The organism is Candidatus Methylacidiphilales bacterium (assembly GCA_028713655.1).
Lineage (GTDB): Bacteria > Verrucomicrobiota > Verrucomicrobiia > Methylacidiphilales > JAAUTS01 > JAQTNW01.
This window is the reverse complement of sequence record JAQTNW010000006.1, coordinates 81252-104735: the sequence shown is the minus strand read 5'-3', so window position 1 is coordinate 104735 and position 23484 is coordinate 81252. Positions and strand designations below refer to the sequence as shown.

General features: G+C 55.2%; 17 protein-coding genes. 6 read left to right on the top strand and 11 right to left on the bottom strand.

Going from position 1 to position 23484, the window contains the following annotated elements; translation table 11 throughout:
- Positions 1 to 49: 49 nt before the first annotated feature.
- From leuB to PHD76_03515, 7 genes are all read right to left on the bottom strand, one after another.
- The gene (gene leuB, locus PHD76_03545) at positions 50 to 1129 is read right to left on the bottom strand and encodes a 3-isopropylmalate dehydrogenase (protein ID MDD5260902.1); all 1080 of its coding nucleotides are present in this window, start codon (positions 1127 to 1129) and stop codon (positions 50 to 52) included.
- Positions 1130 to 1360: 231 nt separating this feature from the next.
- Positions 1361 to 2815 (bottom strand): alkaline phosphatase, encoded by a 1455-nt coding sequence (locus PHD76_03540; protein MDD5260901.1) that lies wholly within the window; start codon positions 2813 to 2815, stop codon positions 1361 to 1363.
- Between the two features lie 544 nt (positions 2816 to 3359).
- Entirely contained in the window at positions 3360 to 3566 is a 207-nt protein-coding gene (locus PHD76_03535; GenBank protein ID MDD5260900.1) for a type II toxin-antitoxin system HicB family antitoxin, read from the bottom strand.
- Between the two features lie 234 nt (positions 3567 to 3800).
- A complete protein-coding gene (locus PHD76_03530; GenBank protein MDD5260899.1) occupies positions 3801 to 4196 on the bottom strand; it encodes a hypothetical protein in 396 nt (131 codons plus the stop codon).
- A 170-nt stretch (positions 4197 to 4366) separates the two neighbouring features.
- Positions 4367 to 5863, bottom strand: coding sequence for a family 1 glycosylhydrolase (locus PHD76_03525; GenBank protein ID MDD5260898.1), 1497 nt, complete (start codon positions 5861 to 5863; stop codon positions 4367 to 4369).
- Positions 5864 to 5883: 20 nt separating this feature from the next.
- Positions 5884 to 7050: a glycosyltransferase gene (locus PHD76_03520; protein MDD5260897.1), complete on the bottom strand. Its 1167-nt coding sequence runs from the start codon at positions 7048 to 7050 to the stop codon at positions 5884 to 5886.
- Between the two features lie 16 nt (positions 7051 to 7066).
- Positions 7067 to 9208 (bottom strand): thioredoxin domain-containing protein, encoded by a 2142-nt coding sequence (locus tag PHD76_03515; protein ID MDD5260896.1) that lies wholly within the window; start codon positions 9206 to 9208, stop codon positions 7067 to 7069.
- Positions 9209 to 9340: 132 nt separating this feature from the next.
- Here PHD76_03515 and PHD76_03510 point away from each other — a divergent pair, with 132 nt between their 5' ends.
- Positions 9341 to 10366 carry a hypothetical protein gene (locus PHD76_03510; GenBank protein ID MDD5260895.1) on the top strand — a complete coding sequence of 342 codons (1026 nt, stop codon included), beginning with the start codon at positions 9341 to 9343 and terminating at the stop codon, positions 10364 to 10366.
- 331 nt (positions 10367 to 10697) lie between these two features.
- Here PHD76_03510 and PHD76_03505 read toward each other — a convergent pair whose 3' ends face one another.
- The 3 genes from PHD76_03505 to PHD76_03495 all read right to left on the bottom strand — a co-directional run bounded on the left by PHD76_03505 (position 10698) and on the right by PHD76_03495 (position 15574).
- Positions 10698 to 11240 (bottom strand): nucleotidyl transferase AbiEii/AbiGii toxin family protein, encoded by a 543-nt coding sequence (locus PHD76_03505; protein ID MDD5260894.1) that lies wholly within the window; start codon positions 11238 to 11240, stop codon positions 10698 to 10700.
- A 174-nt stretch (positions 11241 to 11414) separates the two neighbouring features.
- On the bottom strand, positions 11415 to 13928 hold the full coding sequence (mutS, locus tag PHD76_03500) for a DNA mismatch repair protein MutS (GenBank protein ID MDD5260893.1): 2514 nt from the start codon (positions 13926 to 13928) through the stop codon (positions 11415 to 11417).
- A 557-nt stretch (positions 13929 to 14485) separates the two neighbouring features.
- On the bottom strand, positions 14486 to 15574 hold the full coding sequence (locus tag PHD76_03495) for a hypothetical protein (GenBank protein MDD5260892.1): 1089 nt from the start codon (positions 15572 to 15574) through the stop codon (positions 14486 to 14488).
- A gap of 661 nt (positions 15575 to 16235) precedes the next feature.
- Here PHD76_03495 and PHD76_03490 point away from each other — a divergent pair.
- From PHD76_03490 to PHD76_03470, 5 genes are all read left to right on the top strand, one after another.
- Complete coding sequence (locus PHD76_03490; protein ID MDD5260891.1) at positions 16236 to 17558, top strand: VWA domain-containing protein; 1323 nt, start codon at positions 16236 to 16238, stop codon at positions 17556 to 17558.
- Positions 17559 to 17895: 337 nt separating this feature from the next.
- On the top strand, positions 17896 to 20103 hold the full coding sequence (locus PHD76_03485; protein ID MDD5260890.1) for a HAMP domain-containing sensor histidine kinase: 2208 nt from the start codon (positions 17896 to 17898) through the stop codon (positions 20101 to 20103).
- Positions 20104 to 20260: 157 nt separating this feature from the next.
- Complete coding sequence (locus PHD76_03480) at positions 20261 to 20980, top strand: response regulator transcription factor (protein MDD5260889.1); 720 nt, start codon at positions 20261 to 20263, stop codon at positions 20978 to 20980.
- A gap of 41 nt (positions 20981 to 21021) precedes the next feature.
- Positions 21022 to 22179 carry a hypothetical protein gene (locus PHD76_03475; GenBank protein ID MDD5260888.1) on the top strand — a complete coding sequence of 386 codons (1158 nt, stop codon included), beginning with the start codon at positions 21022 to 21024 and terminating at the stop codon, positions 22177 to 22179.
- The gene (locus tag PHD76_03470; protein ID MDD5260887.1) at positions 22176 to 22877 is read left to right on the top strand and encodes a hypothetical protein; all 702 of its coding nucleotides are present in this window, start codon (positions 22176 to 22178) and stop codon (positions 22875 to 22877) included. Before PHD76_03475 ends, PHD76_03470 begins: the two co-directional genes overlap by 4 nt.
- A 289-nt stretch (positions 22878 to 23166) precedes the next feature.
- Here PHD76_03470 and PHD76_03465 read toward each other — a convergent pair whose 3' ends face one another.
- Positions 23167 to 23439 carry an RNA-binding protein gene (locus PHD76_03465; GenBank protein MDD5260886.1) on the bottom strand — a complete coding sequence of 91 codons (273 nt, stop codon included), beginning with the start codon at positions 23437 to 23439 and terminating at the stop codon, positions 23167 to 23169.
- Between the last annotated feature and the right edge of the window lie 45 nt (positions 23440 to 23484).

Below are 23484 nucleotides of genomic sequence, written 5' to 3'. Positions count from 1 at the left end.
GGCCACACCCCCCGGAGCGCTCGCCGCAGCGACCTTTCTGCCCCTCTTTTTAGAGGGGATTCAATTCCGAGAGAATGGCCCGGCCCATTTCGGCAGAGCCCACTTTGCGGCAGCCTTCGGTGTAAATATCGGCGGTGCGGATGCCCTTGCGAATGACGCGTTGGACGGCGTCGCGGATGGCCCTGGCTGCTTCGAGTTTTTCAAAGCTGTATTCCAACATTAAGGCCACACTTAAAATCTGCGCAATCGGATTCGCCACACCCTTGCTGGCAATGTCCGGCGCCGAGCCGCCGCTCGGTTCGTAGAGCCCGAAGCTCCCTTCCGCCAGCGAGGCGCTTGGCAGCAGGCCCAGTGATCCTGTCGCCGCGGCGACTTCATCGCTCAAAATATCTCCGAACATGTTTTCGCAGAGCATGACGTCGAATTGCGCCGGATTTTTCAAGACCTGCATCGCCGCATTATCGACATACATGAGCGCTGTTTTTACGTCGGAATACTGCGCCGCAATTTGTTTGAAAATTTTCCGCCAGAGCAGGCTGCTTTCCAGAACGTTCGCCTTATCGATCAACGTCACATGCTTGCGCCGGTTCCGGGCCGCCTTGAAAGCCGCATGCGTGATCCGCTCGATTTCCGGTGTTTCATACACCAGGGTGTCGATGGCCCGCTCGCCGCGCTCGGTCTTTTCCGTTTTCTTGGGTTGGCCGAAATAAATGCCCCCGGTCAGCTCGCGCATGACCAGCATGTCGAAGCCGTTGGGAATGATCTCCGATTTGATCGGCGAGGCCGAGATCAGTTCCGGGTAACAAACGGCAGGTCGCAGGTTGGCATAGAGGCCGAAGATTTTGCGCAAGGGCAGCAACGCGGCGCGTTCCGGCTGTTCATTGGGAGGCAGCGACTCCCACTTCGGCCCGCCGACGGATCCGAACAAAATGGCGTCGCTTTCCCGGCAAAGCTGTACGGTCTCGTCCGGCAAGGCGCGCCCGGTGGCGTCGATGGCCGCGCCTCCGACCAGCGCCTCCTTATAGTCGTAGGTAAACCCGAATTTTTGGGAAACCGTTTTCAGGACCTCCAGGGCGACCGACATCACTTCCGGCCCGATCCCGTCACCGCTCAAGACAGCAATTTTCATAAAGCGGATAAGGATTCATACCCGGCGCAAAGAGGCAATACTTTTGTTTAACCCGGACGTTACATCTGCTTCTGAAAAAACCTGTAAAGTGTACATCCCCAAGAGCTGTGCAGAACATGGGCGTGCTTCCATCCGGGCTAACTCTTAAAACCAACACATTTTCTATCTTCGCCTATCCGTGGCTTAAAAGTCTTCTTCGTGCCTTCGTGTGAAATACTATTTTATGGCTTTTCAAATAATATCATGCGGGTCTTTGGGATTAACATGCTCGGCGCCCAGCAGATGAACCAGGCGCGGGAACGCGTCCGTGTTGCGCAACAACCCGCGAAACAGCTCACTCCCCGGCCCCAGGGCCATCACGGTGACCCAGTCCGCCGTATGCGTCGTCCCCGTCCAACCGATGCCTAAATGGTTCGACAGCATGTCGCCCAATAACCCCTCGAATCCCGCATGCTGGCTGTTAAAGGCAATCACCGGTTTGCCCTGCAACACATCCAGCAGGGCCTGCCCTTCTTCATCGCGCAATTGGATTCCCGTCCCGTTTGCAATACGGTCCGCCACAGCCCGCGCGTTCATCGGCAGCTTGCGGCGAATGGCCGAAGCCAGGCCTTCGCGCATGCTTGCAAATGATTCCTTGCAGTCTGCCAGGCGCGCAAAGCATGCATTGCTTTCGCCGTACTCGTTCCCCATTCCGTTCAAGCCGGGGTTGCTGTTCCCATGGTCGGTCGTGATGATCACAAGCGTATCGTTCCGATCCCGGCAAAATTCCAACACCTCGCCGATGGCGTCGTCGAACATCAATTGCTCCCAGACAATCGCCCCCGCGTCATTTGAATGGGCGGCATGGTCCACCCGCCCGCCTTCGATTTGCAGGAGAAACGGCTTGTCGGACAACAGGCGCAATGCGGCCCGGGCCATCTCCGGCAGGGAAGGCGTCTGCTCGCGCAGCCTGCTCTCCCGGTTGCAATCAATCGTGTACGGCAGGTGGTCGAAACCAAATGTGCCCAGGACCGGTCCGGAACCTGATATGCCTGACAACTCGGAACGCTTATTTAAAACGCGGTATCCCTTTTCACGGTACCGCGCCTCGAGATCGTCGCTATCGTCTCTTCCTTCAGGCGTGAAATAATAACGCCCGCCACCCAGGAGCACGTCTCCTTCGCCCAGGTACTGGCGCGCGATGATTTCCTCCTGGTCCCGGTGGCGTACCCGCGCCAGAAAGCCGGCGGGGGTCGCATGGGTGATCCGTGTGGTCGTCACCATGCCCACCTTGCGACCAGTTTGTCTGGCGATCCGTCCGATGGGCAGCAACTCCGTTCCATCCGGCAGCATGTTGATGCTGATGTTGTCCACACGCGAGCCGCTGCACCAGGATGTGATGGCCGCGGCGGAATCGGTGACCATCGAGCTGAGCGACGCCATGTCGAACTGGCCCAAGGCCACCGCCTGGTTTTGCAACAAGCCGTGCCAGTGGGTATTTTTTTGGCGCAACTGCCTGGACAACGCCTGGGCCAGGCCGGGCACTCCCGCGCTCATTCCATCCGAAACCATGAAGATGATATTGCGCGGCAGTCCGATGCGGGATAGCGCCGAGCAACCGGCGAGCGGGGGCAGCGCCATCGCGCCGAGCGCGCCGACCCCCGCCAGTTGGAAAGCCTCACGCCGGGAATAACGGGTTTGAGTCATTGGCGGATTTTGGATATCCGGAGCGAAAATTCAATACCGCAAACGGCAAGGCCACAGAGGACACTGAGAAAACCATTTGGATGACGAATGCGGAATGTTGAATTCAGAAGCCGAAAGCTGACGGCTGAGAGCTGAAAGCGGACCGACTTCCGCTTAAAACTTAAAATATTTTTGGACAGGATAAGAGGCGGTGATAAGAGCCCGCATTTTATCATTGATTAAGAACCTGAACGGCATGGTTCGGTATTTATTCATGGTGTACTTAGTCTCGAATGATGTAAACCAATGCAAATACGATAATAACGGAAAATGCAATGCCTGCAAGGCCGCAGACAATATCCCAAGTGACATAATACCATCGCTCTGTCTGCCACCCCTGAATGATCTTATGACGGTATGAAGGAGAAAAGAGGAATCGCCATCCTGCCGTAGCAGCAAGACACCAATCAAAGAATAGACCTGATTCACCTAACATATCTCGTATGCAAACGTTGTTGTGACTGGAGAGCCTTAGAGAGTTCGGTCAACGACCTGGTTCGGTGTTTTATACTTCAACGTATTCAGCAACCGAGGATGGTGATGGAATATCAATTCCGTCTTCCCTGAGGCCTTCAAGATGAAACTCGACTGCCTCCTTAATCAGTTTTTCAGTTTCTGCAATGGTTTCTCCCACAGCGACGCATCCGGGAAGATCGGGAACATAAGCACCATATCCGGTCTCGGATTTTTCAATTAAAATCGCGTAGCGCATAATTTCTCCTTATTTCCATCCAGCTTGTTTGAATATACTGTTTAAAGTGCCTTTAGGCACGTCCAATTTTGGGTGACCTGCCACCGTGACTCTCCTGCCCGGTTTTTGTGGGTGGACAAACTGTTGATGACTCCCCTTCTGCCGAGCCATGACCCAGCCCTCATCATGCAGTCTCCCAAGGACATCTCTCACCTTCATAATCAAAGTGCCCCAATTGGATGTGGATTGACAATTTTATTTCATCGAAGGTTCGTGATGACCGGCTGGTTCGATTTTTTCTAGTTTTCTACAATTCAAAATGTAAATCGATATGGGCACTTCACAGGCTGCTAATGAAAGAATAAAAGCAATAATGGCAAAAACAAAAGCCGCCCCAACCCCAAAATAATTATAAGCAATACCAAGTGCGACGAACGAAATCGGTGCTGTCACGATGGCTCCGTAAAGAAGTCCGATCGCTTTTAAAGACCATTTACTTCCTTGAAGCTGTAGCCTTTTTTTGCATTGTGGACATCGATACTTAGTTGGAGTAGGAGCGATCATCAGAGCCCGGATCCCTATCGATCCACCACTGACTGGACATGGCATTGTTTTATTCATTTCCTCATCGAACAGAAGCGCCAAGCGCATGCCACCAGCATGTATGGATTTTAGATTCAGGCAAGACGCGATTGGAGGGGCCGAGTGCGGCGCGCGGCTTTCAGATCCAGGCATTTGTTTCGCGCGAGACCGTGTGTTAGTTTTTAGGAGTTTGAGATAGAGTAAGAGCAGGAGTAAGAGTAAGAGCAGGATTTTTATGCTCAACCGATCAACTGCCCAAAGGTCCGCGCCGGGCGGTCGCCGAGGGAATTCAGCTCATGGCGTTCCAGCGCGGGGTCGGCAAAATCCACCTCATACAATCCGAAGCGCGCATCGTACGTGCCCCATTCGTAATTGTCGGTTAGCGACCAGTGAAAATACCCGTGCAGGTTCCATCCTTCATCACAAAGCCGGCGGACCTCGTCCAGGTGCATTTTCAAAAAATCGCTTCGCTTCATTCCATCGTACCGCCAGGGCTTGTCCTGAAAGCGGTTGCGAAGCTGCGCAATGCCGTTTTCCGCGAGGATAATCGGGGCCGTGGGATGGCGCCGCCCATAATGCCGGACGAAAAAGCGGAGCCCCTGCGGTATGACGGCCCAATCCCACCATTTCGAGGTCATGGTGTTCAGCAGCCAGGAACGCAGGTTTTTGTTAGGCATGAAAAATTCCTCCCAGCGCGGGAAGCGGAACGCATGGCCGATGAAGGGGTCGTAATAATCCAGCGCAATGAAATCAAACGGCCTTTCGGCGGGGCGCTCATACAAAAGGGAGGTCAGCGCGACTGCATTATATTTTTTGATTTGCCAGGGCCCGATCAATTGCTGCAGGCCCTTCAGCGCCTGCCCCAGCCAGTACGGCGGCGTTTGCCGGAACGGGATGTCCGCATGCCACATTTCCTCCTGGAAATCCTGGGATTGTTCATACAGCCAGTCGCGCAAATCCCTGCGCGAGACCCCGAAGGATGGCGCGGCGAGCGCATCCACCGCCACATGATCCAACCAGTACAAGTCGCTGCTGTAGTTGTTGAACGAAACCATGGGCTTGCCCCAGCCGGGCGATTCCTCATACAGCCGGTGAATCAAGCGATAGGCTTTCACATGCGCGATCAGGAGGTTTTGAAATGCAGCCACCGCGGATGACATGCTGTGGCGTTTGTTCGAAGGGAACGTGCCCAGCAGATGGCTGCAGCCCATCAGCATGTTGGGCTCATTCAGCGTGATCCACCAGCGCACCGCGGGCAGGCCGCGCGCTACAAGCGACTGGTTCACGCTTGTCACCGTTTCACGGACATAATCCAGATAGAGGTCGATGGTTCCCGGCTCCAGCCAGACATCCGTCCCGAGCCAATGCGGATGTGTAAAATGATGCAGCGTCACCAGCGGTTCCAAACCGGCTTCCCGCGCCTCGGCCAGCATCCGTCCATAGGCGTCCAAAGCCGCGCGGTCAAAGGGAGGGGCGGTTTTTTGCGCCGGATCCTGCGCCGGCTGCACACGACTCCAACTGATTCCCAATCGAAAGGCATTCAAGCCCAGCCCGCGGGCGAGCTTGAAATCATCCGCATGGCGGTTCCAAAAATCCACCGCGCGGCCCGAAGCCTGCACCCGTCCGGAACGCTCCCATTCATACCAGTTGTTCAAGGGACAACCGGGCGCATTAAAGCCGCCTTCATGTTGATAGGCGGACGTGGAAACACCCCAAAGAAAATCAGCGCGTGGCATAGGTTCAATCCCGGATAAAATCAGGACTTGTCCGGCATCACCATTTGGTGCGGTTCGCGGTGGAATTGATCCACCAGTGTTTCCACGACCCGTTCCGCCGCGTCGGGTCGCGACATCATCCGGGAGGCCCGTCGCATGGCTTCCAGCCGTTCCGGCGAGGCCAGCAAGCGGTCGATCTTATACGCCATCGTCACGATATCGTTGCATTTGATGGCGGCCCCCTTCTCGAGCAAGTGGTCGCTGTTGCGCTCCTCCTGCCCGGGGATCGGCGAGAAAATAACCATCGGCAGGGATTTGCAGAGCGTTTCCGCCGTTGTCAATCCTCCGGGCTTGCCGATGTATAAATCGGCCGCAGCCATCCACTCATCCATCTCATGGGTAAAGCCGAGCACTTTCAGCGCGAGATGCGGGGGGATCTGGGGCGACATGGACTGCACCTGCTGGCGCAATTCCTCGTTTTTGCCGCAGATCACAACGATCTGCGCGGGCGCCTTCAACAGCGTCAGCACCTTGACAACCGCCGCAGCCGGGCCGACGCCGTAGGCTCCCGCGCTCAAAAGCAGCACGGGCCGCGCGGCATCGAGGCCGTGCTTGAGGCGCATTTCGGTTTTGTCCTTTTGCTCGGCAAACACCGGATCGACCGGGATCCCCGAAACCGTGATGCGGTCTTCCGGAAGCCCTAACATGGTCAAATGGGCCTTCGTTTCGTCCAGGGCCACAAAATAATGGTGGAACAGCCGCGAAAGCCACATGGCGTGAAAATCCAGGTCCGTCACCACGATTGAAAGCCGGGCCTCAACGGCTCCGCGGCTGATCAGGTGCGACATGATTTCCGCCGGGAGAAAATGGGTGCAAATCGTCATGTCCGGCTTGAACTTCTTGATCATCCGGATCACCGGCCCGGTATTCATGCGGTCGAGCATGAAGCGCATGCGGTCCGTCTTCCATGGTTCGTCACTGGTCTCATACCACCAGCCGAGAAAGGTGGGGGCGTTGCGGACCAGGCTGATATAGAACTTCGAATAAAAGTCCCGGAACAGCTTGTTGGTGTAAGTCAGGGCGTCCACATTCCGCACCTCGCCGATTTCGGGATGGCGGCGGCAGGCTATTTCCAGGGCTTCGGCGGCCCTGAGATGGCCTGTCCCAGCACTAGCGGAAAGTATGAGGACACGATAATTCTTTTCCATGATCTTGAATCCGGTTCTAGCCCGCATCTTTCAATAAATCTAACAAATCTTTTACATCATAAACCGGGAGTTGGCAGGCGTAATCGCGGCAGACATGCGCCGCCGGCCGTCCTTCCGCGCCCGCCTGGATCCCGCGCAAATGCGGCAGCTTTTCCGCGAGCCATGCCTGGCCGTCCCCGCCGTCCGCATACAAAAGTACAAGCGCCGGACGGAACTTTTCCCGTAAGACACCGGCAAAAACCCGGACCTGAGCGGCACTGCCCGCCAACACAACCTGGACCGGCTTCGACAAATACAAATCCAATCCCGACAGCATCTGCGGCAACGCAGCAGGCGCGGACGCCATCCGTTCTCCGTAAACGCTCAAAATTCGGCCTGCGCGATCCCGAAAATCCCGGCGCCCCGTCATCGCTTCCAATCTCAGCAGATTTGGGATGCTGATGGAATTGGCCGCGGGCTCCGCGCCATCGTGATCTTCCTTCATCCGCGCAATCAGATGGGGATCGCCTTTGCGGGAGCTGTCGTAGCAGCCCGCCGCCGGGTCCCAAAACAATTCGTCCTGGCGTAATTGCAATTGCTCCGCCCACTGCAACCATTCGATGCCGCCGCCCGCTTCATACAGATCGAGCAAACCCTGGATCAGAAAAGCATAATCGTCCGCAAAACCCCGGATATCACCCGCTCCCTCGCGCCAACTGCGCAGAAGTTCGACGGGTTGTTTCGACACTGTCAGGTTTTCCCGCAAAAAGGCAGCCGCTTGCCGCGCATGCTCCAGCCATTCGCTTTCACCCAGCGCCGCCGCCCGCGCATACGCGCTGATCATCAGCCCGTTCCAGGCCGTGATCACCTTGTCATCCAAATGAGGACGGGGCCGCCGCGCGCGGCGCTCAAATAAAATCTTCAGCGCTCCCTTGAGCTTTTCCGAAACCTGTTCGACGGAAAGGCCGCTGCCCGACGCCAATGCCGCATCGTCCTTTCGGCGGATCAACACATTTTTTCCGCGCAACTCCCCGTGCGGATCACTGGCGGGCGCGCAGTTGCCCGCTTCCTCCACGCCATAGGCCGCTGCAAAAAGCTCAAATAATTCCCCACCCAACGCCTCCTTCAATTCCCCCGCCGTCCAGACATAAAATGCGCCCTCGCATTTTTCCCGGGCGCCCGGTTCGGGCAAACTGTCGGCATCTTCAGCCGAATAAAAACCGCCGTTTGGATTGCGCAAATCCCGGGCCACATAGCCCAATATCCCGCGCGCCACATCGGCAAGCTTGGAATCCCGGGTGATTTGAAAACCGTCCAGATACGAAAGCGCCAGTTGCGCCTGGTCGTACAACATCTTTTCAAAATGCGGCACATGCCAGAACGCATCCACCGAGTACCTGTGAAACCCCCCGCCCACATGGTCGCGCATGCCGCCGCCCGCCATCTGGCGCAGGGTGAACAGCGCTGCTTCCACCGCCCGGCGTCCCTCTTCGTGATGCAAGCCCAGACGCATCCCTGCGCGAAACAAAAAGTTCAGCAGCACCGGCCGTGGAAATTTGGGGGCGCCTCCAAAACCGCCATGCCTGGAGTCGAACGACGAAAGAAGGCTCCGCGCGCCGTCTGCAATCCAATTTTCCTTCAAGTCTGTTTCCGCAATCGCCGATGTTTCCCCGGCTTGGCTGAGGTACTCGGCCACGCGCCGACTCTGTTCCAATATGGAATCCTGTTTCTGTTCCCAAGCCTGCGCAATGCCTTTCAAAACCGCCTTGAACCCGCTCCTTCCATAGTTGTCTTCCGGCGGAAAATATGTTCCCCCGGCAAACGGCTTCAGATCCGGCGTCAGCCAGACACTCATCGGCCAGCCGCCCTGTCCGGTTGTGGCCTGCACAAACGCCATATAGACACGATCCACATCGGGCCGCTCCTCCCGGTCCACCTTGATATTCACAAAATGCCGGTTCATCAGCTCCGCAACCGCCTCGTTCTCGAACGATTCCCGTTCCATCACATGGCACCAATGGCAGGTGGAATAGCCCACCGAAAGAAAGATGGGCTTGTTTTCCGAGCGCGCTGTGGAAAAGGCTGCCTCGCCCCACGGATACCAGTCCACGGGATTGCGGGCATGCTGGAGCAGGTAGGGCGATTTTTCCCGGATCAGACGGTTGGTTGGAGCAGACATCGTGCGGATAAGCGAACCTTAGCATTGTTTCTCAAGGCTGTCCACGCTCCGAGAAATTGTACTTGTTGCCTCGGGCGTGCTCCCGGTAGCCTCATTCCAGCTGTCGGCTATGGCAAAATCCGGGTTAATTTTATGAATTATAAACTACTGACCACCCTTTGTGTCCTGGCGTTTTTGGCCATCGGAAATCGGCCTGCCGATGCCCGTGCCCGCCCCCCGCAGCCTGCCAACACCGACAACAATTCCAATTTCACGCCTTTCAACCCCAACTATCTGCCAGTCGAGGCCGGTGAGGACGGCAGCCAGCAGCAGGTCAGTTTCTCGAATGGCTCTCCAAACGGCCTGGGTGTGGACTCCGTTGACACCAGTAAGTCCGTGGTCAAACCGGCCGCCACTTCGTCTGAATGGTTCCGTCACCCCGCTTTTTTCGCGGAGCTGGAAGGCGGCGGTTCCAACGACACCCGCGTCAACGGCATTGCTTCCGACCGTTTCGTATTTCGCCTGGGCATGGATTTTCAAACCGTTGCGGACATTGTGTTCGGCATCATGTACAATCAAGGGGACGAGTGGGGCACGATCAGCGAAACATCGACCCATCTGTTCACCAACACCCATCTCTTCACGCTCTACGCCGGCAAAAACTTTTTTGACTGGCTGAACGTCGGCGCCACATTCACGACAGGCATTGCGAATGAAACCTCCAAATCCCTGACCTTCCGGAACGACCGCGACATCTTCACGCTGGCTCCCTCCGTTTACATCGGTGTGGCCCACAGTTGGAAGGAATGGGGCTTTTCCTCCACCGCCTCCTATATTTACGACGAGGACAACCTGACCAACAATGCGAACGGAACCGCAACCTCGGACTTCAATCAAAGCCCGGGCATGCTGAGCTGGATCAACAAAGGCACCTATTACATCAACGACAAGTTTGACGTCACGGGCATGTTCAAGTTCAACCAGATTCTGCACACGAACGTTGTCAACAATGTTTCATCGGGCGAGCACAACGAACATCACTGGGGCACCGCCGGCGTCAAATTCAACTACAATCCCTCCGACAAATGGCAGATCAGCACCGCCTTCGACTACGTGGTGCTGAGCGAAAACTACGATCAGGATTGGACCTCCACCATCGGCGCCACGTATTCGTATTGAGCGTGTTGGGTTTTCCTGAATTCTTAATTCCGACTTTCGACTACCGCCACGCGGTTGCGTCTTTCTGGCTCAACATCTTGCCTCATCTGTTCATTAGGAGGTCCATCTTTAGGCCGTAGGAGAACATCCTTTTACAGCCTAAAACGTTCATGAATCTTGGTTTCCATCCTGCTTTCTGGAGAATCATGGTGCGTCAGGTGGAAATTGAGAACATCTTCCATCTCCTCCATCCATTGCAGCCATGAGATCGAATCCGAATGGCTCCTGAGCGGTGCTTCCAATTCGGGAAACACCAAATTGGGAACCTCTTGAACGCGTGTGCGCGGCGGATTCATAACATGCTTTGCAAACGGGCCAGCGATTGTTCGCCCCCATATTTCAGAACAGTATCACGAATCAGAGGCTGGCTCAACTCCATCCTAAAAATCTTCAAAAGTGCCGCGACATCCGAATAGTCCTGCGCGTCCCGCTTCCGATGCGGTGCGCGGGCGGCCTGAAGCTTCATGGCGATCAAATGAAGCGGATCGGGAACCGGAACCAAAAGTCCCGGAACAAGCTCCACCGAACGGGAGGACTCTTCGAGCTTCCGCCAAACTGCATCTTCCACGAGCATAAAATCAACCCCCGGAGTTGCCCCTCCCTCCCTTATGAGCGGCTCATATTGGTCAAAGGCATCGACACGATGAAACAGTCGATAGCCATGTTTCTCCATCAAACGCTGCCAGGCATCGCGGTGCACATCGGTGATGAGCAGGTCGATGTCGCGCGTGAATCGCGGAACACCGAGCAGAATCACAGCATTACCGCCGACCACGAGAAAGGGAATATCCTCATCTTGCGCTGCTCGGACCAATGTTTGCAGGAGATGTTTCACTCATAAGCCATATTGAACGCATTTCCCCATATTGACAACGACTTGCTTTACCTTGATCCCGGAAGGCACGCGCATTGTTCGCACACCGGACGAATCCGTCCTTTGGCGGACGTGCGCCGCAGGCGCAACTGCGCCTTTGCGTTAAAATGTGTTCTTTTCGCCTTTCCACAAAGACTACTGCTTGTGCTTGAACAAATCGAACTGCGGCAGGTCCGGATCTTCCAGGCGGCTCTTCTTGGGTTTCTTTTCCCCGGGCGGACGATGCGCCGCCAGATGCGGCTTGCCCGTGGCATCGAGCTCATGCTCTTCCAGGTTGCGCAGGATTTCCTTGGCCCGGTCCACCACTTCCTTCGGCAGGCCCGCCAGACGCGCCACTTGAATGCCGTAACTTTTGTCGGTTCCGCCCGGGACAATCTTTCTTAAAAAGATGATCTGCTCGTGCCATTCCCGTACCGCGACATTGTAATTCTTCACCCCGTTGAGAAACACCGCCAGTTCGGTCAACTCATGGTAATGCGTGGCGAACAGGGTCTTCGCCTTCACCGTGTTGTGCAAATGCTCCGCAACCGCCCACGCGATGCTCAGTCCGTCAAAGGTGCTGGTGCCGCGCCCGATCTCATCCAGGATGACCAGGCTTTGCTGCGTCGCATTGTTCAAAATATTGGAGGTCTCGTTCATCTCCACCATGAACGTGCTCTGTCCGCGCGACAAATCATCACTGGCGCCAACCCGCGTGAACACGCGGTCCAGCACGGGCACCGTCGCGCTTTGCGCGGGCACATAGGAGCCGACATGCGCCATCAGCGCAATCAACGCCACCTGCCGGATATAGGTGCTTTTGCCCGCCATGTTAGGCCCGGTCAGGATGACGAGCCGGCAGTCCTCATCGCTTAACAGGGTGTCGTTCGGCACAAAGCGCTCCCCTTTGTTGAGCTGCTCAAGGACCGGATGGCGGCCTTCGATGATCTCCAGCCTTCCGTTCGTGGTGATAACGGGGCGTGAATAATTGAAAAGTCTCGACACAACCGCAAAACCCGCCAGCACATCCAGTTGCGCGATGGCCCGCGCCGTGTCCTGGATCGAGGCCGTGTGGGCTGACACTTTTTCGCGCACCTGCTGGAAAATCTCATACTCAAGCTGACGCACCCGTTCCTCGGCGCCCAGGATTTTGGATTCCATTTCCTTCAGTTCGGGCGTGATGTAACGTTCCGCATTCACCAGTGTCTGCTTGCGCATGTAATCGGCAGGCACCTGGTCCAGATTCGTTTTGGTGATCTCGATGTAGTATCCAAAAACCGAGTTGAAGCGGATCTTGAGCGATTTGATCCCGGTTCGTTCCTGCTCGCGCGCCTGGAGTTCCGCGATCCAGCTCTTGCCATCGCGCATCGCCGCCTTCAACTCATCAACCTCGGCGTGAAAGCCGTCGCGGATCAGACCGCCGTCTTTTAGCGCCAGCGGAGGTTCATCGACAATGGCGCGTCCAATCAGATCGATCAGTTCCGGCAACGGCTCGATCTTTGAGGCCAGTTCCATCGCAAGCGCCGCTTCGAGCCCGGCACTTTGCCGCGCCACCTTGGGCAGGGCTTCCAGCGACAAACGCAAGCCCAGCAAATCGCGGGCATTGCCGGAGCCCTGCGCCAACCGCCCGATCAAACGCTCCAGGTCGCGCACTTCCTGCAACAACTGCCGGAATTCCTCCAGCCGCCCCACGTCATCCAGCCATTGCTCGACCACTTTTTGGCGGGCTTCGATCCGGGCTTTTTCGCGCAAAGGCTGGAGCAGCCAGCGCCGCAATTCCCGTCCGCCCATTGCGGTCACCGTCTGGTCCAGCGCTTTGAGCAGGCTCGTATCCTTCGCGGCATTGGATATGCCGGCAACCAGTTCCAGGTTCCGCTGCGTGATCGCGTCCACGACCAGATAATCCGAACCGGAATAGGGCAGGATTTTCAAGACATGCGCCGCGTTGGCTCGCAGGTCTTTGGTCACATAATGCAACAGCGCGCCTGCAGCCCCGATTCCGGACGGCAGATGCTGGCAGCCAAAGCCGTCCAGCGAATGCACTTTGAAATGTTCCTTGAGCTCCAGTTCGGCGGTGCCGGGTTCGAAAGTCCAGTCCTCACAACCCACAAGAGCGAGTCCGGATTCCGACGGCAATTCAGGCGCAGGCTGTTCCGAGGGATAGATCAGCTCTTTCGGCTGGAGGCGCAGCATCTCGTCCTGCCATTCACGCAGGGAGCCCATTTCCGTCGCGCGAAATTCGCCCGTGGTCATATCCAGGAAGGCAAAGCCAAACGCGTCCTTGCCGGGCAGCACGGCGGCGAGGAAGCGGTTTTCCTTGGGTTGGGTCAGGTCCAGGTTGAACACGCTGCCAGGCGTCAGGATTTGAGTTACCCGCCGCTCCACAATCTGGCCGGGGCGCGGCTCTGAAATCTGGTCGCAAACCGCCACGCGCCTGCCGGTCTGGATCAATTTCCCGATATAATTCTCAGCGGCATGATATGGAACGCCGCACATCGGCGTTCCGTTCCGCTTGGTCAGCGTCAGGTTCAGGATTCCGGCCGCCGTCTTTGCGTCCTCGAAAAACATCTCGTAAAAATCGCCCAGCCGGAAGAGCAGCAGGGCGTCCGCGGGGATCTCGCCTTTGATCCGGCGATACTGCTGCATCATGGGGGTTAAGGTGTCGGACATGATAAAAGGCGCCTCTGAAAACGTACGGCTTAGCCGATGAGATTGAAGCAAGTTGCCGTGGAATCAAACCCATTTTAACCCCAAGAGAACAGAGACTTTAACGCCAAGGCGCAATGCGCCTGCGGCGCACGTCCGCCAAAGGACGGACTCGCCGTGGTGAGCAAAGACACGGAGAAAAATAAAAGGCATTTTTGGTGGTTGGGACAAGCTGCATCCATCCCCCTGACAAGGGGGAAGAAAGGGGGTTGTTTTGCCCGCAAAACACACGAAATGCGCAAAACTAAAGACGAAGGCTTAAAGCTTGAATTGAACCACGGATGCACACGGATAAACGCAGATGGAAGGGTAGAGGCTTAAAGCTTGAATGGAACGGCGGATGTTCGGATTCCCTGAGCGCTGAAGGCGCGTATCCCCATACCAGCCTGGGGTGAAACCCCAGGAATCACAATGTGAGAATATAATCCAAGCCCTGAAAGGGCGCCCTAACACAGGGCCTCGCGCAGAGACGCGAAGGAGCAGATAAACGCTGATTTACCCAGATGAGACGCATTCCGCGATCATTTTTCAGCCAAATCATCATTCAGCAAAATAAGCGCAAGGTTCATATTATCCTCGGACATATGCAGCGTGAGCGTGGAAGTTTTGGGATCATACACGGCGCTTGATGAATACCAAAATTTGACGCCGCGAATCACAAAATATTCCGAAACATCCAACAAAGACGTTTCAGCGCTTATGCGTCGTGTCCTATTGGCAAAAATTGACAGAGGGACATCAGGAACGGCAGTTTTCTGGAAAGACTTTAGCGATGCATTCGAAGGCATAATTCCAACCACACCGTCCTCAATTGTAACATGTGTGTCTATTTCTATATTGCCCAGATAACCAAGAACAGAAGACAGCGAAATATTTTTCAGATTTTTATATAGATCCTGATTTACTTTCGTTTGGGACAGTAAAACCCCATTTTTTACAGGGAAATCGGGGAAACACGTTTCATCATAGACCCGGAACAAAATATTTTTGAAAGCTGGGTCCTTTTTGCACGCCATTTCATGCAGATGCTCAAAACATTGGGAAACCGTAATATCTTTGTAGGGAACTTCCTCCAGTATGGTATTATCCAAAAGTTTTTCGATAAGCTTGGCTTTAATTGGCGCCTTCAGGGACTTGGCATCCCTGGCAGCAAGCCCTACCTCCTTTTCCAGAATGCGAGGGTGAATGACCCAGCGCCTGCGCGGCGATGTTATGCTGTACGGCGATATTCTAGTAAGCACTTTACAGGGATAACCATTGACACGTTGCAGAGGTTGCACGGCTTCCAGAAAATCACCGCTGTAGATATATTTGGCCGTCACCCCGCCCGGATAAGCAATCAAAATTTTATTCCAATCTGTTATCTTCCAACGTATCTCGGTGGATCCACTCACCCAAAGCTGCATTGTTGCCTCAAGCCAAAACTCTCCGGTTCCATCTTCATCTAGTGAAAACCACATTTTAAATGGACCCCTTTTATCATCGCAATCTGGTGATATGTAGTTGCCAACGATTTCATTAGGACCGAGAACAGAAGCCCGGAACAAAACCATGGCCGCCAACAAGATTAAAGCGCCTAGGGCAAAAACATGGAACTTTGAATGTTTCATTTTAAGTCTCTACGCTTCTGTTCTCTAAGCCATTTCTGATTTACGAGAGGAATCCGAAAACAAAAAAGGCAGTAACGCAGGCAGCTGCGACAGCCAAATGAATTTTCTTCTTCCAATTTTTGATAATGGCACAGCCGGCACACACCAGTAAAACTCCGCATAAGAGGAGATATATGTCTGACCACGGATCCCCTATCCTCAATTTACCATACTGAAGGTTGACGCCGAACGAATATAACTCGGTATAAAACGGAGAATAAAGCTTCCATAAATGCTCGAGATCGAAAATTAAAAGCCATGCTCCCGGAATAATAAAAAGTGTTCCTATGAAGTAGCGCAAAATAGTCTTCATTTCTGGCGGCAGATTTTGTAAGTTTCAAGCCTGTTATCTTCCAAATCTTCGCGGCCAACAAACCCCCTTTTCTTCCCCCTTGTCAGGGGGATGGTTAGTTTGAAGCCTCCCAATATCTGCGTTTATCAGCGGATAAAATAGTGTTGTCCTCCTTTCGTGCTTTTCGTGAAGTTCGTGGTTCAAATGGTTTCCATCCGTGTTTATCCGTGGTTAAAACGGTTTTTGTTCCCATCGCTTTTTTACAATTTTTTTACAATACTTTCATTTTCCTCTGACAACCCGGCCCCCGCTTTCCGCCACACTGGCCCCATGAAAACAGCCTTGTGTTTGCTCCTCCTGTCGGCCCTCAGCCTGGCTTCCTGTGCTCAGGGGAAACCCTCCGAATCCGTAACCCTCAAACTCATTCCGGACCGCAATCTGGTTTTCAAGGAACCGGGCGGCGAAGTGGTCTTGAAAGTGGATCTCCACGCCCGCTCCTCTCGAACGGAACGCCGCATGCCCATCAACCTCGCGCTCGTCCTCGACCATTCCGGTTCCATGGAAGGCGCCAAGATCGAAAAAGCCCGGCAGGCGGCCTGTGTCGCGATCAGCCAGCTTTCAGCCGACGACATCTTTTCGCTTGTCATCTTTGACGACAGCGTGGAGGTGCTCATTCCCCCGCAAAAAGTCAGAAATCCGGAAGCACTCAAACGGATCGTCCGGAGAATCAGTCCCGGCGGCAGCACGGCCCTCTATGCCGGCGTCCAAGCCGGAGCGAGCCAGTTGAGGAAATTCCTTTCCGACGATCAAGTCAACCGCGTCATTCTGATGTCGGACGGCTTGGCCAACGTCGGACCCAGTTCTCCCGCCAGCCTGGCGGAGTTGGGCCGCTCCCTCCACGAAGACGGCATCCAGGTCACCACGATTGGACTGGGCGATGATTATAATGAAAATCTGATGGTCGCCCTGGCGGAAGCCAGCCACGCCAATTATTATTATGTGCAGGACAGCGAAAAGCTGCCGGGTATTTTTGCCGAGGAACTCGGCTGCATCAAAAACATCGTGGCGCGCAACATCCGGATCATCATCGAACTGCCCGACGGCGTGACTCCCATCTCGATCATTGGCCATCCGGAAATCAGTTTCGAGAATCGCCGGGCTGAAATTCCGCTCTCAGAGCTCTACAGCGCGCAGCAACGCAGTTTTCTCATCCGCTGCCGCCTCGACAAGCCGTCCCGCGACACCCAACAACTGGCTGATGTACAAATCAACTTCCAGGACCCCGACTTCAAGGAAGTACAGAATGTTCGGCAGAAGGCGTCGGTTCAACTAACCGACAAGCGCGAAGCCTCGGACAAAAGTCTGAACGCCGAGGTTCTGAAGGAAGCGGCCCTAAGCCGGAATGCTGAAACCCGCGAGCAGGCGCTGGCACTGGCGGATGCGGGAAAAGCCAAGGACGCGTCAGACCTGCTCCGAAACCAGGCGGCCGTGAACAAGTCCCTTCCTGCTCCAGCACAAAGTCCCGAACTTAGCGCGGCAACTTCCTCGCTCACAGGAGCTGCGGACAAACTGGAGCAGAACGGCACTTTTGACAGCACAGACCGTAAATCATTTCAGTTTGAAAACTATCGCCAAAAAAACCAGAAGCCGTAATCATTCCCTCCGGGGCCGGAAACAGTCCGGCCCCGGAATGTTATAAGAAAATTATTTTTACCATGAAGCGTATTGAGAGCATGAAGGTTTTTAGACAGGATGACAGGATGTACAGGATAAAATCGCAGAAAATAGAGTTTCGTATTCCTCATCCTGATAATCCTGTAAATCCTGTCTAAAATGTGCTCCCCATGAACTTCATGATCTACATGGTTAAAATCAGTGGTCTTCGCTTCCGTTCATTCCCGCTCAAAACAGCCTTTTTGAAAGGTTTGGGTTCTCGTGATAACGCGTCACGAGGCGCGTCGCATGGGTCGCCATCTCCCGGGACACAACCGTGAAAAAAACAGCCGCCATTTTCCTGCTCGCGATCTTTCTTCCGGCGCTGGTTTTGGGTGTCCTGGCCGTCCGCACGGCAGGACAACAACGCATCCTCCTGGAACAGCAGGAAACCGAGTTGCGCCAGAAGGAAGTGGATCTGGTTGCCCAGCAAATCACTCTCGCCATTTCACGGGAACAGCAAAGCTTTGTCGATCTGACGAATCGCATGCTGGCCGAATCCGCGAAAGGCACAATGCAACAGGGAGGAACATCTGCGGATGTTCTGGCCCGGGATTTTACCGAGGAACTCCGCAAGAACTGGAAGCGTCCGGCGCTCGGTTTTGCGGTGACAACCGGCGGTGCCATTCTCTCCCCTTCCTCAATGCAGTCCAAACAACGCGACGCCGAATCCGCCCGGTTCCTCCGCGACAACAGCGCGTTTCTGGGCAACGAAATCACCGCGCAGGTCTATCAAGCCCAGAATTTTGCCGCGAATGAATTAGTTGATTCCTCCAGTCGATATCAAGCGGAGGACAGAAAGAAACAATACTCGTCCGATTCTCTTGCTGCTCTCGACAAGGTTCAAACAACCGCCGCCAAAGTCACCCAGGATCTACAACGCGCCCTCAATAAGAACTCCATCTCCAGTACACCTGAACAAAATGGTGAATCGCCCGCCACTGCCCAGCAACCGGCCTTGGCTCCCGCGCCCCAGGCGCCACCCGATTCCACGACGGCCACAGCAGCCCAGTCCCAGGGCGGAGCCAGTTTTAAGTCAGATACCGCAGCCAACAAGCCGGAAGAAGAAAGCAAATCACGAAGAGAAAACCAGGCCGCAGCCAGCCTCATGTCGGAAGCTGCGGGTAAACTGGAAGTGAATGACAAAAACCAATCTCTAGCCGCAAATCAGAACGGTGCTGATGCCATGTTAAAACAGGCCGACCAATCGGCAGTTTTCAACTCCAGACTAAGAAGTGTCATGCCCCAGAAACTCAAAGCTGCTGAACCGATGAGCAATCCGGTTTCGCAGCTTAATGTCGCCACCAGCCGTTTTGCCCAGATTGTGCGGCAGGATTATCAAGGCATCCTCGCGCGCTATGTTCAGGACGAACTGGAAATCTTTTTCTGGATGCGCCCCGCTTCTCATCCCGATCTGGTTTTCGCCGCGCGTCTTAAACCCGAAGACCTCAAGGACCTGATCCGCACAGGCATGGGCGAACCGGAATCTTCCAAACAACCCGCCTTTTGCCTGGCCATCCTCGACGATCATGCGCGCCCGATCCTGCAGTCTGTGCCGGGCTTCAAAACCCGTTGGAAAAGCCCCTTTGTTGCCGCCGAAGTCGGCGAAGTGCTGCCTCACTGGGAGGCGGCCATTTACCCGGTGGATGCGCAACGCCTGTCGCGCTCGGCAACCCTTGTCAGCCGCAGCCTGATGGCCCTCTCCGCTTTCTCGCTCGGCGCGATTGCCTTTGGCGCTTATCTCATTTGGGCGGACACACGGCGCCAACTCGCGCTTGCGCAAAAGAAGACTGATTTCGTTTCCAACGTTTCACACGAACTCAAAACACCGCTGACTTCCATCCGCATGTTCGCCGAATTGCTGCAGCAGGGGCGGGTTCTCGACAGCGAGAAAACCGCGCATTACCTCCAGATCATCACGCTGGAGGCCGAACGCCTCAGCCGCTTGATCAACAACGTTCTGGATTTTGCGCGGATGGACAGGAACCAAAAGCGTTACAGCCGCAAATCGCTGGATCTGTATCCCGTGATTCAACGCGTCTGGGAAAGCCATGAGCTGCATTTGCAAAATCTGGGGTTTAACACGGTCTGGCACGCCGCCCCTCCACCCTATCCGGTTTATGGCGACGAAGACGCGCTGGCGCAGGTGCTGGTCAATCTGCTTTCCAATGCCGAGAAATATTCCCCGGAACGGAAGGAAATCGAACTCCACACCAGCATCAGCAACGAGCGGCTGGAGGCTTCGGTGCTGGACCGGGGGCTTGGAGTGCCCAAGGGTGAAGAACAGAAAATTTTCGAGCACTTTTACCGCGCCCACGATTCGCTTTCCAGCGGCATCCAGGGATCGGGTCTGGGATTGACCCTGGCAAAACGCATCGCGGAAGACCACGGCGGGACCATCACCTACCAAGCAAGAAACGGGGGCGGGAGCATTTTCACGTTTGCCCTGCCTCTAGAAAAAAGTCAGGAACATCCGTTAGTATGAAGCTGGCAAAGCACAAACCTCCTTTTCTTCCCCCTTATCAGGGGGATGCTGGAAAGATGGCATTAGGTCACCCATTCCGAGTGAGAGACGAAAAGAGCGCCTCTCCCCATAACCATCCCCCTGATAAGGGGGAAGAAAAGGGGGTTTCGTTACTTCCATGAAAAACCATATTTTAATTGTTGAAGATGACCCGCACATCCGTCTCGGACTGGCGGATGCGTTGACGGGCGAGGGATACAAGGTCTCGGAAATTTCGCACGGCGGAGAGGTGATGCCGTTTCTGAAGCAAACGCAGCCCGGCCTGGTCATCCTCGATATCATGCTGCCGGGAAAAAGCGGGTTTGATCTTTGCAGGGAAATCCGCGCTTCCAAATACGCCTTCCCCATCCTGATGCTGACGGCCAAGGGACAGGAAGTGGACAAGGTGGTCGGGCTGGAACTGGGCGCCGACGATTATGTAACCAAGCCCTTTGGCATTCGCGAACTTCTGGCGCGCATCCACGCGCTGCTCCGCCGTTCCGAATCTCCCTCCGACAACAACAGCCCTGAAGTCCCAAAGGAAATCCGGTTCGGCCAGGTTTCCATTCAAACCTCCAGCCTGCGCGGCACCTGCGGAAAATCCAAAATTGAGATTTCCCCGCGCGAACTGAAGGTCTTGGCACTGCTTTATTCCCGCGCGGGCGAAGTCGTGTCGCGCGACGAAATCCTCAACAAGGTCTGGGGGCTGGAATATTACGGCAGCACTCGGACGCTGGATCAGGTGATTGTCAAAATCCGCCAAAAAATCGAGTCAGACCCCGCCAACCCCAGGCATTTAAAAACCGTACATGGGGTCGGCTATCGCCTGGACATCGATTCTGCAGGCCGCCCAAAATAATTTTGGCATCGCGGGCTGCGGACGGCCACCTATAACGGGGTATGCGCATTGTTGTCACCGGGCTGGTCGGCCAGTATCCATTCGGCGGCGTGATCTGGGATTATGTCCAATACATCCTCGGCTTCCAGGCGCTCGGGCATGAGGTGTATTACCTGGAAGACACCGGAGTCTGGCCGTATGACCCCATCAAGGAAACCATCACGGACGATTGCAGTTACCAGGTCGAGGCGCTGGCCCGCATCATGGCCTGGTTTGATTTGGGCGACCGTTGGATCTACCGAAATGCTGCTGATGGAAAATTTTACGGCGCGGGCGAAACTGCGGCGCGCGACCTGTTGAAGCACGGAGACCTGCTGGTCAATGTTTCCACCGCCAGTTGGTTCGAGGACTATGAGGTTGGCATCAAACATCAAATGTTCCTCGACGGCGACCCCATGTTCACCCAGATCGGGCTGCTGGACCCGGAGAAGACGAGTTACACCGCGCGGCTGAAGGCGCATGACAGCCATTTCAGTTTCGGACTCAACCTGAACGGCCCCGGCTGTCTGGCGCCGGAAACGGGAATTCAATGGAAAAAGACGCTCCAGCCCGTCGCGCTCGAATACTGGCCCTATGCGGAGGACGACACGGTGGAACCTTTCACCACCGTCATGAACTGGTGCAGTTACAAACCCAAGCTTTGGGAGGGGAAGGAATACGGCCAGAAGGATTTGGAATTCAACCGCTTCAGGGAGTTGCCGCGCCGCACCCCGCAGAAGTTGGTGATTGCAATGGGTCAGGGAATCGGAAAGAAACGGCCCACCGCGGAACTGGAATCCATCGGCTGGACCATTCTCGAACCCGACCAGGCGCTTCCGGACCATATCACCTACCGCGATTTTTTAAAAAATTCACGCGGCGAATGGAGCATTGCCAAGCACGGCTATGTTGCGGGCCACACCGGCTGGTTCAGTTGCCGGACGGCCTGCTACCTCGCGCTTGGACGCCCTGCCGTAGTGCAGGACACCGGCTGGGGCAATCACCTGCCACACGGCATGGGCTTGCTGCCGTTCACGACAATGGAAGACTGCGTTGAGGGTCTGGCCCGGATCAACCGGGACTACACCGGGCACCGCCGCGCAGCCCGCGCCTTTGCGGAAAAATTTCTCGACGCGCGCGTTGTTTGCCAGGATTTGTTGGAACAGGCGGGGATCGCATGAACAACGAAAAGAAACGCGAGTGGGCGACCTATTTCAAACTCCATCTCCATCGCCAGTTCAAAAGCCGAGCCAAGCGCGAGGCCCTGGCGGGGAAGGGGCTTTTCGTTGCCATCGGGGGCGACACTCCGGACCGGCCTTACTTGAAAGTGCTCAAGACCGACTATGTTCTCACCTGGCAGCAAATAGCCTTCGAGATGGTTGAAAAGCTTGAAAAGTCCAGGCTGGACCCAGCGGATTGCTTCAATCTGTTGCGGGTTCAAATTGAACGGGAGGTTTATTGTCGGCTTTCCGCCAAATCGGAGGAATTGGCGCGGCTCAACCGCCAGTTTGAAAAGGGTCATGGCCGGGCCATGACCGCCCGGGAACAGGAACTCTATGCGGGAGCCATGAAATTGGGAGCGCCCCCGGTGCGGGTTGCAGCCAATGCCACCCGCAGCCTTTGGCTGAATTCGGTATTGGACAAGATCCGGAGAGCGCAGGGCCAAAGCCCCAACCATTTACAGCAGGCCTGGGCTTCGCTGGTTGGCACTGAAGCCGCCATGGAAACCGTTCTGGAGAAAGTGGATGCCTCCAGAGGCCTCGCTTATTGCAAAACACTCAGTTCCGCCAGACGCTATTCCCTGCAGCGCAAGAGCGACCTGGCTGTCCGGCTGGGAAAATTACTGAACCTGAATATCCAGAAAATCGTGTTCCGCTAACCTGCATATTTTATACTCATTTCAATGGTCAACCTGTTGGCACCGGGACCCAACAGCGGAAGGACATGTGCTGGGCATATGCAGGTTATTGCCACACTTTGGAGCAGGACACTTTGCCCGGGATTTCAGAAGCGTGTGAAACATCCGGGCTAACCCGGATGTTTTTAAAGCGGTTTTGCACACGATGCTGCCTGCCCTCCCATCCTAGGAGGGGAAATTTCAAGCAGGTTTCCCTTGTCCTCAAATCGCCCGGATGCAAAGACTATCCCACACAGCCAAGCTGCGCGGATTAGAACTTGCGGGGCGGGCGGGCATTTTCTTCCCGGGGGCGGGCTTCATTGATTCGCAGGGGGCGTCCCTGAAAATCCTGGCCGTCCAGGGCAGCAATCGCGGTTGCGGCTTCCCCATCTTCCATCTCGACAAAACCAAAACCGCGGGGTTTCCCGGTTTCACGGTCTGTCAGAAGTTTGACGGAGAGAACCTTGCCATGGGCGGCAAACAGTTGCTCAATTTCATCTTCAGTTGCTTTAAACGGCAGGTTGCCGACGAATATACTCTTCATTTCTTCAACTTTGTTGAGGTTAACACATCAAGCTTCCGGCCACAC